This is a genomic window from Pseudomonas ekonensis (assembly GCF_019145435.1).
In the GTDB taxonomy this organism is placed as follows: Bacteria; Pseudomonadota; Gammaproteobacteria; order Pseudomonadales; family Pseudomonadaceae; genus Aquipseudomonas; species Aquipseudomonas ekonensis.
In genome coordinates this window covers 1,996,792-2,010,870 of the sequence record NZ_JAHSTS010000002.1, presented here as the reverse complement: position 1 = coordinate 2,010,870, position 14,079 = coordinate 1,996,792, and the positions used below count along the sequence as shown (strand labels likewise).

Sequence of the window (14,079 nt, the reverse complement as noted above, 5' to 3'; positions counted from 1 at the left end):
CGCCCATGAACCGCAAACAGCAACTGCTCAAGCGTCACCGGCGCAACAAGCGCATCGGCCTGTTGATCGCCTTGATCGTCCTGGCCGCGCTGGGCGTGGCGGTGGCGTGGTGGTTGCCGCCGTTGCTCGCGGTGCTCGGCTGGGTCGCCCACGAGGCCTGGTTTGCCGATCATCTGTTCTATTCGCCGAAGGACGACTACCGCTACAGCTTCCCGCCGTTCACCCCGCAGCCCAAGGTGCACCTCAACGGCGGCCAGCTGCGGCTGGATGACGGCGTGATGCTGGTGGACGACGCCACCCTGATCCTCGCCGTGAAGGTCAAGAGCACCTGGCTGGGGCGCTTTCTCGATCCGCGGGTCGAGTTGCTCGGCGGCGACGACCCCGACGCGCAGACCTTCGAGCGGGGCGTCAACGGCCTGCGCTACCTCAACCTGAGCGGCCAGGCCCGGGCGCTTTCCCAAGGCCGGCTGCGCCTGCGCGGACGGTTTTGCCGGGTGTCCGGCGAGCCGCTGCTGTGGGCGCTGGAGCAACCGGACTACCGCCGTCAGCGGGTGATGGTGATTGCGCCGCACGCCGACGACGCCGAACTGGCGGCCTACGGGCTGTACAGCCAGGCCGACGAGGCCTGGATCGTGACGCTGACCGCCGGTGAGATCGAAGCCGAGCACTACCGGCAGATGGGCCTGGACAAGGTCGAGGCGGCCCGGCTCAAGGGCCGTCTGCGCGCCTGGGACAGCCTGGCCGTGCCGCGCTGGGCCGGCGTGCCGCAGGCGCATTGCGTGCAGCTCGGCTACTTCTGCCTGCAACTGGCGGCGATGCAGGCCGCGCCGGATCGGCCGGTGGGCTCGCGGGAAGCCGATCTCGACGACACCCGGCTGTTCCGCCGCTTGAACCCGTTCACGCTGCCCGGCGATGCCGACGGCGCGCCGACCTGGAACAACCTGCTGGCGGACCTGCGTGAAGTGCTGCTGCGGGCGCGTCCCGACGTCATCGTGCTGCCGCACCCGACCCTCGATCCGCACCCCGACCACCTCTGCTCGCAGCAGGCGGTGATGCAGGTGCTGGAGGGCCTGGACTGGCAGCCGACGCTGCTGGGCTACGCCAACCACCTGCACGACAACGACCGCTGGCCGATGGGCGACAACGGGCAGGGCATCGCGCTGCCGCCCGCGTTCGACGCGACGGTGCCGATGCAGCCGCTGTGCCTGCCACTGTCGCTCGCGCAGCAGCGCGACAAGGCCATGGCCCTGGGCATGATGCACGACCTGCAGCCGCCGGCCCCGTTCAAGCGGCGCCTGCGCCGTTGCATCCAGCGGCTGCTCGCGGGCCGCAAGCCATCGGTGTACGGCGAAAACGAATTCTTCAGAAAAGCGGTGCGGCGCCAGGAGTTGTTCTGGCAGGTCCGGCCGGGTGAGACAGGCGTCCAGCGGGGAGAGGTATGAGTCAACGTTCAAAAGTGCTGCAGCTGCAGCCGGACTACAACGTCAAGGCCCATGATTTTGCCGACCTCGCGGAGCAGATCGTCAAGGCCTTGCCCAAGGACCGCTACGAGGTGACCGCCGCGTTCCTGCGCGGCAAGCCCGGCCCGGGCGAGCCCGTGAGCCGCGCCGACCGCTCGGTGTATTTCGAGTTTTCCGACAAGTCCCTCAAGGGCATGCGCCTGCGGGCGATGTGGCAGCTGTACAAGTTCTGCCGCCGGGAAAAGTTCGACGTGGTCATCTGCAACCGCTTCAAGCCGGTGAACATGATGCTGGCCCTCAACCGCTGGCTGAAGGTGCCGCTGTGCATCGGCATCTCCCATGGCTTCGGCGAGTACGACCGCTTCTACCGGCGGCGCCAGACCCAGCGCCTGATCGACCGGCACTGGCGTTTCGTCGGCGTGTCGCCGGCGGTCAAGCAGTACCTGCTGGACTGCGCCTGCGGCTTCACCGACGCCAACACCTGGGCCATCACCAACGCCATCGACATCGAGCAGGCCGAAGGCCTGCAGCACAGCCGCGAGCGTGCCCGCGAGCTGCTGGGGATCGACCCGGGCGTGCGTCTGGTGGGCGCCCTGGGGCGGCTGGTGTCGGTCAAGGGCCACACTTACCTGTTGCGGGCCTTTGCCGCGCTGAAGGACAAGTACCCGAACACGCAACTGGCGATCATCGGCGCCGGCCGCCTGCAGGCGCCGCTGGCCGAGGAGATCGCGCAACTGGGCCTGACGGGCCGCGCGCACCTGCTCGGCTTCAAGGAAAACGCCCTGCAGTACGTCCGCGCCTTCGACATCTGGACCATGCCGTCGCTGGCCGAAGGCCTGGGCCTGGCCCTGCTGGAAGGCATGAGCGGGCATCTGCCGGTGATCGCCTCGAACGTGCCGGCCATGCTGCCGCTGATCGAAGGCGCCGGCGGCCTGGCGGTCGCGCCCAAGGACGTGTCGGGCCTGACCGCGGCGCTGGACGCCTACCTCGGCCTGTCGGATGAGGAACTCAAGGCCAAGGGCGCGCAGGCTTACCGCTATCTGCAGGAACAGCACGACATCGAGGTGTTCCGTCAGGAATACCTGAACCTGATCGACTCCGGCCTGGAACAGGCCCGCAAGGAACAGCCATGAGCGACGCGCAACCTCTCGTCACCGTCATCATCGCGTCGTACAACCACGGCCCGTACATCGAGGAAAGCATCCTCAGCGTCATCAACCAGACCTACCCGAACATCGAGCTGCTGGTGGTCGACGACGGTTCCAAGGACGACAGCGCCCAGCGCATCGGTGCCTTGCAGGCGCAGCACGGCTTCGACTTCCGCGTGCAGCAGAACCAGGGGCTGACCAACACGCTCAACGGCGCCATCGCCCGGGCCAAGGGCAGCCTGATCGTGCCGTTCGGGTCCGACGACATCATGTATCCGGACCGGATCGCCACCCAGGTCGCGTACATGGACGGCAAGCCGGAGGTGGGCATCTGCGCCGGCAACATCGAACTGATCGACGCCGACGGCAACCTGTACCCGGAGAAGCGCCAGCGCCGCGACGTGCCGTTCCGTCGCCTGGACTTCGATGACATGTTCCTGGAGCGCAAGCCGTATCCGCCGGCGCCGACCCTGATGATCCGCCGCGAAGCGCTGGAGAAGGTCGGCGGCTTCGACCCGACGATCCGCCTGGAGGACCTGCTGATCGAGCTGAAGGTCACCCGCGCCGGCTACTTCATCGACGGCCTGAACGTGGTGATGGCGCGCTACCGCAAGCACGCCACCAACTCCTACAAGAACCACCGGTTCATGATCGACAACATCCTGCGCACCTACGCGCTGTTCAGCGACCATCCGCTGTACGACGAGGTGCGCTTCAAGTCGCTCAATTCGATGTTCCTCAAGACCGCCAACCGCGACCGCAAGCTGGCGCGGGAACTGCTGGCGCAGATCCCGTTCAAGGCCTGGAACAAGAAAACCTGGCGCGGCCTGGGCCGCTTGCTGTTTTCGCCGCTGGAAAAGGACTGAGCCCGCCCCCGGGAAGGGCGCCCGGCTTCAGCGGGCGACTTTCTGGGCCAGGCGTTTCTGGCTTTCCTTGCGCTGGCGCAGCCGGTTCAGCAGCGTCTTGCCGAGGGCTATCCCCGGCCGCTCGATGTACAGGAAGGTCAGGCTGCTGATGAGGATCAGCAGGCAGGTGCACACCGCCAGCAGCGGCAGGTAGACCCAGGCGTCCCGTGCATCGACCTGCAGCCACAGCGGCAGGCGCTGCACCATGGCCCAGAGCACGAAACCGTGCAGCAGGTAGGTGCTGTAGCTGATTTCGCCCATCCAGCGGATGCTGCGCGGCTTGAGCGCGCCGAACAGTGAATTGCCCGACGCCACGATCACGAAGAACAATCCCAGCAGAAGCAGCGGCGGCGCCTTGAACGCCCGGTTGAACGCTGTGAAGGCGATCGCCAGGGCCAGCAGGGCGACGATGCCGGCCGTGCGTGTGCGGCTCCAGGCGACCAGCTGCGGCCGGCGGATCCAGTAGGCCGCCGCGATCCCGCCGAGGAAACTGGCCAGGAAATGCTTCTTCAGCGAGTGTTCCCAGCCCACCGCCTGGTACAGCGCGTAGATGCCGACCAGGCACAGCAAGACCTGCCGCCAGCTGCCGCGGTAGATGAACACCATGCCGGCCAGCGGCAGCGCCAGGTAGAAGAACACTTCATAGGCCAGCGTCCACGTCACGTTGGAGATCAGCATGCCGGTCTGCGGGTAGCGGTTGATGTCGGGCCGGTCGAACGTCAGCCAGGCCAGCACTTGCCGGGCCAGTTGACTGCCCGGCTCCTTCAGTTCCCAGCCCTGCAGGTGGAACACCGTGACGAACACCAGCAGCATCAGGGGCAGGTACAGCGGATACAGCCGGAACACCCGCGAGATCCCGAACGCCAGCCAGTCGTGCCGGTGGCCGTGGGTCAGCAGCCGGTCCCAGAACAGGAACCCGGTGATCATGAAGAACAGGGCGACGCTGCCCTGGCCGAGCATGGCGTAGAGGTTGTTCGGCGGAAAGTCGATCACCCCGGTGCGCAGGAAGATCCAGGTGATGATCGAGTGGTGCACGAACACGCCGAACGCCAGGTAGCCGCGCAGCCCGTCGATGCTGGCGAAACGGCTCTCTCCGGCGTGCTGCAGGTGCCGGGTGATGGTCGGGACCGCCCGCAGCAGCAGGGCGGCGCTGGCGATGGCCAGCGCATAGGCGGCCAACGCGATGAGGGGATTGGTTTCGTTCATCAGTGAACCCGGGCCGGCGCATTGCTGGCCAGCACTTGCCTGTGCAGGTTATCCACAGCGGATTGCGACGCGGTCATGGCGTAGCCCTGAAGCAGCGCGTCGAGGTGGTCTTCGAACAGCCAGCGCTTGTCGACGGTGTAGCGTTGCATGTGGCGCAGGTTGCGCTGGCGCATCGACAGACTGAGCGCGGACGGGTAGATGCGCAGGTCGGCCAGGTCGATCAGGCCGAATTCGCCGTCCTCCAGCACCAGCACGTTGCCCAGGTGCAGCGAGCGGAAGTACACACCCTGCTCATGCAACTGCGCCATGAACCGGCCGAAGCGCTCCACCAGTGCCTGACGCACCGCCGGGGCAGTGATGCCCTGCAGCACCTGGCGCAGGGTGTGGCCCGGCAGCGGCGAGTAGTGCACGGCGCTGCTGCCGTCGTCCAGGCGATAGAGGCCGAGCACTTGCGGGGTCGGGATGCCCATCGCGCGCAACTGTTCGCTGTTGACGGCAAAGCGCTCCGAATAGGGGTTGAAGCTGCCGGAGGTGTACCAGCGGCGCGGGCGGAACAGCTTCAGGAAACTGCCGTCGCCAAGGCGCAGGACCTTCGGGCCCAGGCCGTCCTCTTCGATCACCTGGGCATCGCTGGCCATCTGCTGCAGCCCGGTCGCCGACAGCGGCTCCACCGGCATCGCCAGCAGGCGCCGGGCCCGTTGGTTGATGGACAGGGCGGCGATCAGCGCCAGAGGAATCCACAGCAGGAACCAGTGCTCCTTCGGTCGGGAAATGATGCCGCCGCCTTCCGTCAGGCCGGCGCCGATGCCGAACACCAGCAGGGCCGAGGCGAGGATCAGCAGCGGCTGCACACGCTGGCGCCAGCTGCTGTACAGCCCCCAGGCCTGGAAAAACAGCCAGGGCAGCAGGCCCAGGACGCCGACGTAATAAAGCACGCCCAAGGTGAAGCTGTGAGGCTCGGCGAAGTCGTAGCCGACCCCCGGATCGATGGCCAGGCTGGCGTTGTAGCCGTGGCCGATCCACGGGTGTTCGGCGATCTTGTGCAGGGCCATCTGCCAGATCTCCAGGCGGTAGGAGTCGCCGCGCTCGATCAGCATCTGGCCGAACAGCCAGGACACCCCGAGGCCGCCGACGGCCATGGCGCCGAGCAGGAACAGCGAGCGCCGGTTCCAGCAGATGAAGCACAGCCACAGCGCCGCCAGCGTGAGGGCCACCAGCGGGGTCCTGGAGCCGGTCGCGATCACCGCCATGAACATCACCGCCATGGCCGGCACGCTGAGCCACAGGAACTGCCGGCGCTTGGCGATCATGGTCATGCCCAGCCAGTAGGCGCTGAAGAAACCGAACAGGTGCGAGCTCAGCAGCGGGTTGTCGAACGCCCCGCCGCCGACCAGGCGCATGCCGGGTTCGTAGGCGCGGGCGAACAGGAACAGGAAGACCACCGTGGCCGCCAGCGCGATCAGCGCGGCGGTGAACAGCAGCGGCTGCAGCAACTCGCTGCGGTAACGCACCAGCAGGTAGCAGCCGGCAAACAGCAGCACGGTGTGCAGCGGCGGCTTGAACATGCCGCCGACCGGCTCATCGGCAGGGCCCCAGCACAGGCTGAGCAGCGCCCATCCGACGAACAGCAGCAGGGCGACGATCAGCGGCTCGCGCAGCAGTTCCCGGGTTTCCCTGGGGCGCAGGCAGAGGGCGATCAGCGTCGGAATGCTGAACAGGCCGTAGAACAGCTTGTGGTGCAGGCTGCGTCCCGGCAGGAAGAACAGCGCGCACAGGAGCAGGAGATAGCCGAGGGGAAGAATCCACAGGCAAATGAAATCGAAGACCCGGTTAGAGGTGCTGTTGAAGCCGCGAAGTTGCATGCTGTGAGTTTAAATCCTGAAAAGGTACGGCCATTCGGATGATGGCTATTTGACGCTGAACCAGACGCCTAACAATACCAGCCTTTCGCCGATTGCCAGAGACCTGAAGAAGCTGTGCTAAAGTCAGCGTCCTTTTTATCGACTTCTGCGTGATATGACCGACTCCAGTCCCGCCGCAAGCCCATCGAGCTTGAAAATCTACTTCCGCCTGCTCGGTTACGTCAGGCCGTACATCAGTCTGTTCCTGATCAGCATCGTCGGTTTCCTGATCTTCGCCTCGACCCAGCCGATGCTCGGCTACATCCTCAAGTACTTCGTCGACGGCCTGTCCAACCCCGAGGCGGCGCTGTTCCCCAGCGTGCCTTACCTGCGCGACCTGCAGCTGCTGCAGGCGGTGCCGCTGCTGATCATCCTGATCGCCGCGTGGCAGGGGCTGGGCTCCTACCTGGGCAACTACTTCCTGGCCAAGGTCTCCCTAGGCCTGGTGCATGACCTGCGGGTGCAGCTGTTCAACAATCTGCTGGTGCTGCCCAACCGCTATTTCGACAAGCATAACTCCGGCCACCTGATTTCGCGCATCACCTTCAACGTGACGATGGTCACGGGGGCGGCGACAGATGCGATCAAGGTCGTAATCCGTGAGGGCATGACCGTCGTCTTCCTGTTCGCCTCGCTGCTGTTCATGAACTGGAGGCTGACGCTGGTGATGGTCGCGATCCTGCCGCTCATCGCCTTGATGGTGCGCACCGCGAGCAAGAAATTCCGCAAGCAGAGCAAGAAGATCCAGCTGGCCATGGGCGACGTGACCCACGTCGCCTCGGAAACCATCCAGGGCTACCGCGTGGTGCGCAGCTTCGGCGGCGAAGCCTATGAAGAGAAGCGCTTCTTCGACGCGAGCCAGGGCAACACCGACAAGCAACTGCGCATGACCCGCACCGGCGCGATCTACACGCCGCTGCTGCAACTGGTCATCTACACCGCCATGGCGATCCTGATGTTCCTGGTGCTGTTCCTGCGCGGCGACGCCTCGGCCGGCGACATGGTGGCCTACATCACCCTGGCCGGCCTGCTGCCCAAGCCGATCCGCCAGCTGTCCGAAGTCAGCTCGACCATCCAGAAGGGTGTGGCGGGCGCCGAAAGCATCTTCGAACAGCTGGACGTCGAGCCGGAAGTCGATACCGGCACGGTCACGCGCGATTCGGTCAGCGGCCGTCTCGAGGTGCGCAACCTGAGCTTCACCTACCCGGGCACCGAACGTCAGGTGCTCGACGACATCAGCTTCTCGGCGGAGCCGGGGCAGATGGTGGCGCTGGTGGGCCGTTCGGGCAGCGGCAAGTCGACGCTGGCCAACCTGATTCCGCGCTTCTACCACCACGACAAGGGCGAAATCCTGATCGACGGCGTGGAAGTGGAGCAGTACAAGCTGCTGAACCTGCGCCGGCACATCGCCCAGGTGACCCAGCACGTGACCCTGTTCAGCGACACCGTGGTCAACAACATCGCCTACGGCGACCTGGCCGGCGCGCCGCGCGAGGACATCGAGAAAGCGGCCCGCGACGCCTACGCCATGGACTTCATCACGCAACTGCCCCAGGGCCTGGACACCCAGGTCGGCGAGAACGGCGTGCTGCTCTCCGGCGGCCAGCGCCAGCGCCTGGCGATCGCCCGTGCCTTGCTCAAGAACGCGCCGCTGCTGATCCTCGATGAGGCCACCTCGGCGCTCGACACCGAATCCGAGCGGCACATCCAGGCGGCGCTGGATCAGGTGATGAAGGGCCGCACCACGCTGGTGATCGCCCACCGCCTGTCGACCATCGAGAAAGCCGACCTGATCCTGGTGATGGACCAGGGCCGGATCGTCGAGCGCGGCACCCACGAGTCGCTGCTGGCGCAGAACGGCTACTACGCCCGCCTCAACGCCATGGGCCTGGACGCCCCGGCCGAAGACATCGCCTGACCCCTTCCTGTGGCGAGGGAGCAATCCCATCGCCACAGGGGCGGTTTGTATCCGCTCCTTTACGCTTCTTGACCAAACCGGAATAAATCCCGGCACCGCGCTTGTTAAGGTTCCTGAACGAACCCAGAACCTGAACCGAAGGGCCATCCCCTTCGCGCGGATCCCGTCATGCTGCAACGTTATCTCTGGAAACTGCTGCCCAAACCCCAGCGCGCCTTTCTGCTGGGGCGCTTGCCGGTGGTCGACCGGCAAGTGGTGAACAAGTCGATGTCGGCCCAACGGGCCTTTCCCAAGGCGTTCGAGCAGCGTGCCTGCCTGTTCATCCATGTGCCCAAATGCGCCGGCAGCAGCATCTGCACGGCGCTGTTCGAAGGCTGGCGCCCCGGCCATCTGCCGTTGTACTGGTATGAAGAGCAATTCCCCGAACGCTACGCGGCGGCGTACAAGTTCGCCTTTGTGCGCGATCCGCTGGAGCGCGCCTACTCGGCCTATGCCTTTCTGCGGGGCAATGAGCTGGGCAGCCGTGACCAAGGGGCCCAGCGGCTGGTCAGGCGCTACCGCGATTTCGATGACTTCATCGCCCGCTGGCTGCACGCCGAAACGATCCCGCGGCAATTGCATTTCGCCGCGCAAACCGACTTTCTCGTCGATTCGCTGGGGCACCTGGCGCTGGACTTCATCGGCTACCAGGAACATCTGGAGCGGGATTTCCACCTGGTCTGCGAACATTTGGGGATCGACGGGCGGCTGCCTCACGTCAACGGCTCCCGCCAGCGTCAGCCGATGCCGGCGCGGGAGTTCTGTTCGGTGCGCACCCGTCGGCTGGTGCGCCGGGTGTACCAGCGCGACTACGACTTGCTCGGTTATGAATGAACGGTGGCGTGCGCCGGCCGGTTGATCAAAAAACGAGCAAAAAAGTCAGCTGTTTCATCCTGTTGCAGCCGCTGCACAAGCCTTCGCCAACCCTGTGCTAATATCGCGCCCCTGTTCATTTTGTATGTGGGTTGCTCCATGAAGTTGTCCATGCCGCGATTCGATCAAGCCCCTGTCTTGGTGGTCGGCGATGTCATGCTCGACCGTTACTGGCATGGCGGAACCTCACGGATTTCCCCTGAGGCGCCGGTTCCGGTCGTCAAGGTCGAGCAAATCGAAGACCGTCCGGGCGGCGCCGCCAACGTTGCCCTCAACATCGCCGCGCTGGGTGCGCCGGCGTCGCTGGTCGGCGTGACCGGCGACGACGAGGCCGCCGACAGCCTGAGCAACAGCCTCAAGGGCGCGGGCGTGCGGGCCCTGTTCCAGCGCATCGCGCACCAGCCGACCATCGTCAAGCTGCGGGTCATGAGCCGGCACCAGCAGTTGCTGCGCATCGATTTCGAAGAACCGTTCGCCACCGACGCCCTGGCCTTGGGCGCACAGGTCGACGACCTGCTCGAAGGCATCAAGGTGCTGGTGCTGTCCGACTACGGCAAGGGCGCGCTGAAGAACCACCAGGCGCTGATCCAGGCCGCCCGCGCCAAGGGCATCCCGGTGCTGGCGGACCCGAAGGGCAAGGACTTTTCGATCTACCGCGGCGCCAGCCTGATCACCCCGAACCTCAGCGAGTTCGAGACCATCGTCGGCAAGTGCGTCGACGAGCACGAACTGGTGAGCAAGGGCGCGGCGCTGATGCACGACCTCGAGCTCGGCGCGCTGCTGGTCACCCGCGGCGAACACGGCATGACCCTGCTGCGTCCGGAGCATCCGGCGCTGCACCTGCCGGCCCGGGCCCGTGAAGTGTTCGACGTGACCGGCGCCGGCGACACGGTGATTTCCACCCTGGCGGCGGCGATCGCCGCCGGCGAGGACCTGCCCCATGCGGTGGCGCTGGCCAACCTGGCCGCCGGCATCGTGGTGGGCAAGCTCGGTACGGCGGCGATCAGCGCCCCGGAACTGCGCCGCGCGATCCAGCGCGAAGAAGGTTCCGAGCGCGGCGTGCTGGGGCTGGAGCAACTGCTGCTGGCGGTGGCCGATGCCCGCGCGCACAACGAGCGGATCGTCTTCACCAACGGTTGCTTCGACATCCTCCACGCCGGCCACGTGACCTACCTCGAGCAGGCGCGGGCCCAGGGCGACCGCCTGATCGTGGCGATCAACGACGACGCTTCGGTCAGCCGCCTGAAAGGGCCGGGCCGTCCGATCAACAGCGTCGACCGGCGCATGGCCGTGCTGGCCGGCCTCGGTGCGGTGGACTGGGTGATCAGCTTCCCTGAAGGCACCCCGGAAAACCTGTTGCGCGAGGTCAAGCCGGACGTGCTGGTCAAGGGCGGCGACTACGGGATCGACCAAGTGGTCGGCGCCGACATCGTCAAGGCCTACGGCGGCACGGTGAAGGTGCTGGGGCTGGTGGAAAACAGCTCCACCACGGCGATTGTGGAAAAGATCCGCAAGTCCGAGTGAAGCCCTGAAAAAGACCGCGCCGGTGATGTGCTCGCAAGAGCCATCGCCGGCGCGGTCTTTGGCTTTCAGGAACCCGCTTTCTTGCTCGGCACGATTCGCTTGAGCAGTTGCGTCGCCTTGCCCCGCAACCGGGCCAGCCCCGTGTCCTTGGCGGGCGCGGTCAGCCCTTGCTGGCGCAGCCAGTCCTTCCAGCGGATCCGCTCATCGCGCACCAGCCAGCCGTCCTGCCGGGCGAAGCTTTCGGCCAGGTACAGGCCGCGGGTGCCGGCCGGGTGCAGCTGGCCTTTCTTGAGCGTGTACAGCTCGGCCAGCGGCTCGCCGTCCTGCAGCGGCATCAGGTAAAGATCCGGGCGCTTGCGGTCCAGCCGCGCCACCAACTGGTCGCCTTCCAGACGTTCATCCACATGGAACAGACTCAGGTTCTTGGCTTCCTTGGGCACGTCCAGGCGCAGGTCGTAGATCAACTGCAACGAGGCGGTCGGCAGGTGCACGTAGGCCCGCGGGCGCTCCAGCAGTTGCAGGCTGGCGCAGCGCACCGGCCGTGCCGAGCCGGACTCCGGCGTCAGGCGAAACGGCAGGGCTTCGCGGTAATGCAGCGCCGAGGCGTAAGGCGCCGGCAGCCAGGTGTCGTTGAAGCGCCCGCCGAGCCAGCCTTCGGGCGTCTCCAGCAGGCATTCCTCGGCGATTTCCTGGATGGCCGTGTGCAGCGGCAGGTTCAGCTCATGGGCCGGCACATAGCCAGAGATCAGCTTCAGCACCACATCGCCGCGGTCCTGCCGGCGCTGGCGCACCAGCACCCAGTAGTCGCGGCTCTGCCAACGCAGGGTCAGGCGCACCGACACGCCGAGGTTGGCCAGCTCCAGGGCAAAGCGCTCGGCGTCCGGCACCGTGACCGGGCGCCGCCGCTGCAGGGTCTGGGCGAAGTTCAGCGGCATGCCGACGCTCTGGTAGGTCAGGCCTTCCGGGGTGGCTTCGACGAACAGCGGCAGGGTCTTGAAGTTGCTCGGGTTCTTTCTGATGAGCGTGCGCGGCATGTCGGCTCCTGCTTAAGGCCGCGGGGCGGCGTCAGAGACCACGAAGGACCTGTGCAACGGTCGCGACGTTGTGGGCGAGGTGCAGCGGGTTGATCGTCCCGACGATGGCGCTGGCAACGCCGGGCTGCCCGAACAGCAGCTCAAAACTGGCGCGCACCGGATCCACGCCGGGAGCGAGGCAAATGTGACCGCTGGCCAGGGCTTTCTTCACCAGAATGGCCTTGCCGTGGGCAGCAGCATAGTCAATGACGGCCCTTTCGCTCTGTTCGTTCAGATTGTAGGTGACCATCGCGCAGTCGCCTTGCTCCAGCGCCTTCACGCCGCCCTCGACGGTCTTGCCGGAAATGCCGAAGCCGCGGATCTTGCCTTCGGCCTTGAGCGCCGCGAGGGTTTCGTACACTTCGCAGCCTTGGAGGATGGCCATGTCGTTGCCGTCCGAATGCACCAGCACCAGGTCGATGAAGTCGGTCTCCAGCCGTTGCAGGCTGCGCTCCACCGACATCCGCGTGTGGGCGGCGCTGAAGTCGTGGCGCGACTGGCCGTCGGCGAACTCTTCGCCGACCTTGCTGACGATCACCCATTCATGGCGCTGGCCGCGCAGCAGCGGGCCGAGGCGCTCTTCGCTGCGGCCGTAGGCCGGGGCGGTGTCGATCAGGTTGATGCCCAGGTCCCGGGTGAGCTTGAGCAGCATGCGGGCTTCGTCGTCGTCGGGGATGCGGAAGCCGTTGGGGTACTTCACGCCCTGGTCGCGGCCAAGCTTGACCGTGCCCAGGCCCAGCGGCGAAACGCTCAGGCCGGTGCTGCCCAGGGGGCGGCGCAGATCGTGCAGGGTCGCTTGGCTCATGGCAGCAGCTGCTCCCAGGCCGGCACGCCCAGGGGCGGCTTGGGCAGGGCCGGCAGGGCGGCGGGGGCGCCCGGCTTGATGCCGTCGCGCTCCAGGGCGGCGAGCACCCGGTCGGCGAAGTCCGGCGCCAGGGCCAGTTTGGTCGGCCAGCCCACCAACAGGCGGTCCTGTTCGGCGAGGAAGGCGTTGTCGGGGCGGGTCAGGCCGGTCTGCAGCGGTTCGGCGCGGTCCACCCGCAGGGTCGCCCATTGCGCGTTGTCGAGGTCGATCCACGGCAGCAGTTGGCCGAGCTCTTTCTGTGCGGTGGCGATCTGCTCGGCCGGCTCGCGGGCCACGCCGTCGGCTTCGGCGATGTCGCCGCCCAGGTACCAGACCCACTGGCCGTCGGCCGCCGGGTGAGTGGTCACGGTGATGCGCGGTTTGGTGCCGCCGCCCAGGCAGTGGGCGTAGAGCGGCTTCAGGCCAGGGCCCTTGACCATGATCATGTGCAGCGGACGGGTCTGCATGGCCGGCTGGCTCAGGCCCAGCGCCGCCAGCAGGTCGGCGGTGCCGGCGCCGGCGCTGAGGACGATGCGTTGGGCGCGGATCTCGCGTTCGTCCACCTTAAGGCCCGCCAGCGCTCCGTTTTCCAGCAGCGGTTCGATCTTCCGGCCGGACAGCAGGCCGTCGCCGGCCAGTTCCGCCAGGCGTGCGATCAGGCTCGGCACATCGATCACCAGTTCGGCCAGGCGGTAGACCTTGCCCTTGAAGCGCTTGTCCTGCAGGGCCGGCGGCAATTGCTCGCCCTTGACCTGATCGACCCGCCCGCGCACGGCCTTGCTGGCGAAGAAACTGGTGAGGTTGCCCGCCAGGGTGCCCGGCGACCACAGGTAATGGGCCTCGGACAGCAGGCGCACGCCGGCAAGGTCCAGCTCGCCGTCGCCGGCCAGCGCTTCGCGCCAGCGGCGCGGCATGTCGGCGATGGCTTCCGAGGCGCCGGTCAGGGCGCCGTGCAGCGCGTACTTGGCGCCGCCGTGGATGATGCCCTGGGACTTCACGCTCTGCCCGCCGCCGAGGCTGGCGCTTTCCACCAGCACGGTCGAAAAGCCCTGGCGGCGCAGGCGCGCGTTCAGCCAGAGGCCGGCGACACCGGCGCCGACAATCAGCACGTCGGTGGAAATTGTGGATGGCATGCGACGACCTCAGTGTTCAAGACGAGGGCGCAGTATACAGACTCGGGGGAAAGGG

11 protein-coding genes are annotated in these 14,079 nt (G+C 66.6%); 6 read left to right on the top strand and 5 right to left on the bottom strand.

The features are described 5' to 3' along the window. Positions 1-5: 5 nt before the first annotated feature. The 3 genes from KVG96_RS22170 to KVG96_RS22160 are packed head-to-tail and all read left to right on the top strand — an operon-like array spanning position 6 to position 3,474. Complete coding sequence (locus tag KVG96_RS22170) at positions 6-1,442, top strand: PIG-L deacetylase family protein (RefSeq protein ID WP_217893939.1); 1,437 nt, start codon at positions 6-8, stop codon at positions 1,440-1,442. Then, positions 1,439-2,593 (top strand): glycosyltransferase, encoded by a 1,155-nt coding sequence (locus KVG96_RS22165; RefSeq protein ID WP_217893938.1) that lies wholly within the window; start codon positions 1,439-1,441, stop codon positions 2,591-2,593. The genes KVG96_RS22170 and KVG96_RS22165 overlap by 4 nt, the downstream gene beginning before the upstream one ends. Then, complete coding sequence (locus KVG96_RS22160) at positions 2,590-3,474, top strand: glycosyltransferase (RefSeq protein WP_085585289.1); 885 nt, start codon at positions 2,590-2,592, stop codon at positions 3,472-3,474. Before KVG96_RS22165 ends, KVG96_RS22160 begins: the two co-directional genes overlap by 4 nt. 27 nt (positions 3,475-3,501) lie before the next feature. On the opposite strand, the gene KVG96_RS22155 is transcribed toward KVG96_RS22160, so the two are convergent. Together KVG96_RS22155 and KVG96_RS22150 are read right to left on the bottom strand one after the other, a co-directional pair. Beyond that, positions 3,502-4,719 carry an acyltransferase family protein gene (locus tag KVG96_RS22155; RefSeq protein WP_217893937.1) on the bottom strand — a complete coding sequence of 406 codons (1,218 nt, stop codon included), beginning with the start codon at positions 4,717-4,719 and terminating at the stop codon, positions 3,502-3,504. After that, positions 4,719-6,581, bottom strand: coding sequence for a bifunctional O-antigen ligase/aminoglycoside phosphotransferase family protein (locus KVG96_RS22150; RefSeq protein ID WP_217893936.1), 1,863 nt, complete (start codon positions 6,579-6,581; stop codon positions 4,719-4,721). The genes KVG96_RS22155 and KVG96_RS22150 overlap by 1 nt, the downstream gene beginning before the upstream one ends. 154 nt (positions 6,582-6,735) lie before the next feature. Here KVG96_RS22150 and msbA point away from each other — a divergent pair, with 154 nt between their 5' ends. The 3 genes from msbA to hldE all read left to right on the top strand — a co-directional run bounded on the left by msbA (position 6,736) and on the right by hldE (position 10,974). Further along, the gene (gene msbA / locus KVG96_RS22145) at positions 6,736-8,538 is read left to right on the top strand and encodes a lipid A export permease/ATP-binding protein MsbA (RefSeq protein ID WP_217893935.1); all 1,803 of its coding nucleotides are present in this window, start codon (positions 6,736-6,738) and stop codon (positions 8,536-8,538) included. 168 nt (positions 8,539-8,706) lie between these two features. Continuing rightward, positions 8,707-9,411, top strand: a complete 705-nt coding sequence (locus tag KVG96_RS22140) for a sulfotransferase family 2 domain-containing protein (protein WP_217893934.1) — start codon at positions 8,707-8,709, stop codon at positions 9,409-9,411. Positions 9,412-9,549: 138 nt separating this feature from the next. Next, a complete protein-coding gene (gene hldE, locus KVG96_RS22135) occupies positions 9,550-10,974 on the top strand; it encodes a bifunctional D-glycero-beta-D-manno-heptose-7-phosphate kinase/D-glycero-beta-D-manno-heptose 1-phosphate adenylyltransferase HldE (RefSeq protein WP_217893933.1) in 1,425 nt (474 codons plus the stop codon). A gap of 65 nt (positions 10,975-11,039) precedes the next feature. Here hldE and KVG96_RS22130 read toward each other — a convergent pair whose 3' ends face one another. From KVG96_RS22130 to KVG96_RS22120, 3 genes are read right to left on the bottom strand one after another with little or no spacing between them, the layout of a single operon-like run. Next, positions 11,040-12,008, bottom strand: a complete 969-nt coding sequence (locus KVG96_RS22130) for a metal ABC transporter ATPase (protein ID WP_217893932.1) — start codon at positions 12,006-12,008, stop codon at positions 11,040-11,042. A gap of 31 nt (positions 12,009-12,039) precedes the next feature. Beyond that, positions 12,040-12,852, bottom strand: a complete 813-nt coding sequence (locus KVG96_RS22125; protein WP_217893931.1) for an aldo/keto reductase — start codon at positions 12,850-12,852, stop codon at positions 12,040-12,042. Then, positions 12,849-14,024 carry an NAD(P)/FAD-dependent oxidoreductase gene (locus KVG96_RS22120; protein ID WP_217893930.1) on the bottom strand — a complete coding sequence of 392 codons (1,176 nt, stop codon included), beginning with the start codon at positions 14,022-14,024 and terminating at the stop codon, positions 12,849-12,851. Before KVG96_RS22120 ends, KVG96_RS22125 begins: the two co-directional genes overlap by 4 nt. Positions 14,025-14,079: the final 55 nt, after the last annotated feature.

Coding starts and splice junctions, on each gene's coding strand:
- KVG96_RS22170 (WP_217893939.1), top strand. CDS start 6: ATGAACCGCAAACAGCAACTGCTCAAGCGTCACCGGCGCAACAAGCGC.
- KVG96_RS22165 (WP_217893938.1), top strand. CDS start 1,439: ATGAGTCAACGTTCAAAAGTGCTGCAGCTGCAGCCGGACTACAACGTC.
- KVG96_RS22160 (WP_085585289.1), top strand. CDS start 2,590: ATGAGCGACGCGCAACCTCTCGTCACCGTCATCATCGCGTCGTACAAC.
- KVG96_RS22155 (WP_217893937.1), bottom strand. CDS start 4,719: ATGAACGAAACCAATCCCCTCATCGCGTTGGCCGCCTATGCGCTGGCC.
- KVG96_RS22150 (WP_217893936.1), bottom strand. CDS start 6,581: ATGCAACTTCGCGGCTTCAACAGCACCTCTAACCGGGTCTTCGATTTC.
- msbA (WP_217893935.1), top strand. CDS start 6,736: ATGACCGACTCCAGTCCCGCCGCAAGCCCATCGAGCTTGAAAATCTAC.
- KVG96_RS22140 (WP_217893934.1), top strand. CDS start 8,707: ATGCTGCAACGTTATCTCTGGAAACTGCTGCCCAAACCCCAGCGCGCC.
- hldE (WP_217893933.1), top strand. CDS start 9,550: ATGAAGTTGTCCATGCCGCGATTCGATCAAGCCCCTGTCTTGGTGGTC.
- KVG96_RS22130 (WP_217893932.1), bottom strand. CDS start 12,008: ATGCCGCGCACGCTCATCAGAAAGAACCCGAGCAACTTCAAGACCCTG.
- KVG96_RS22125 (WP_217893931.1), bottom strand. CDS start 12,852: ATGAGCCAAGCGACCCTGCACGATCTGCGCCGCCCCCTGGGCAGCACC.
- KVG96_RS22120 (WP_217893930.1), bottom strand. CDS start 14,024: ATGCCATCCACAATTTCCACCGACGTGCTGATTGTCGGCGCCGGTGTC.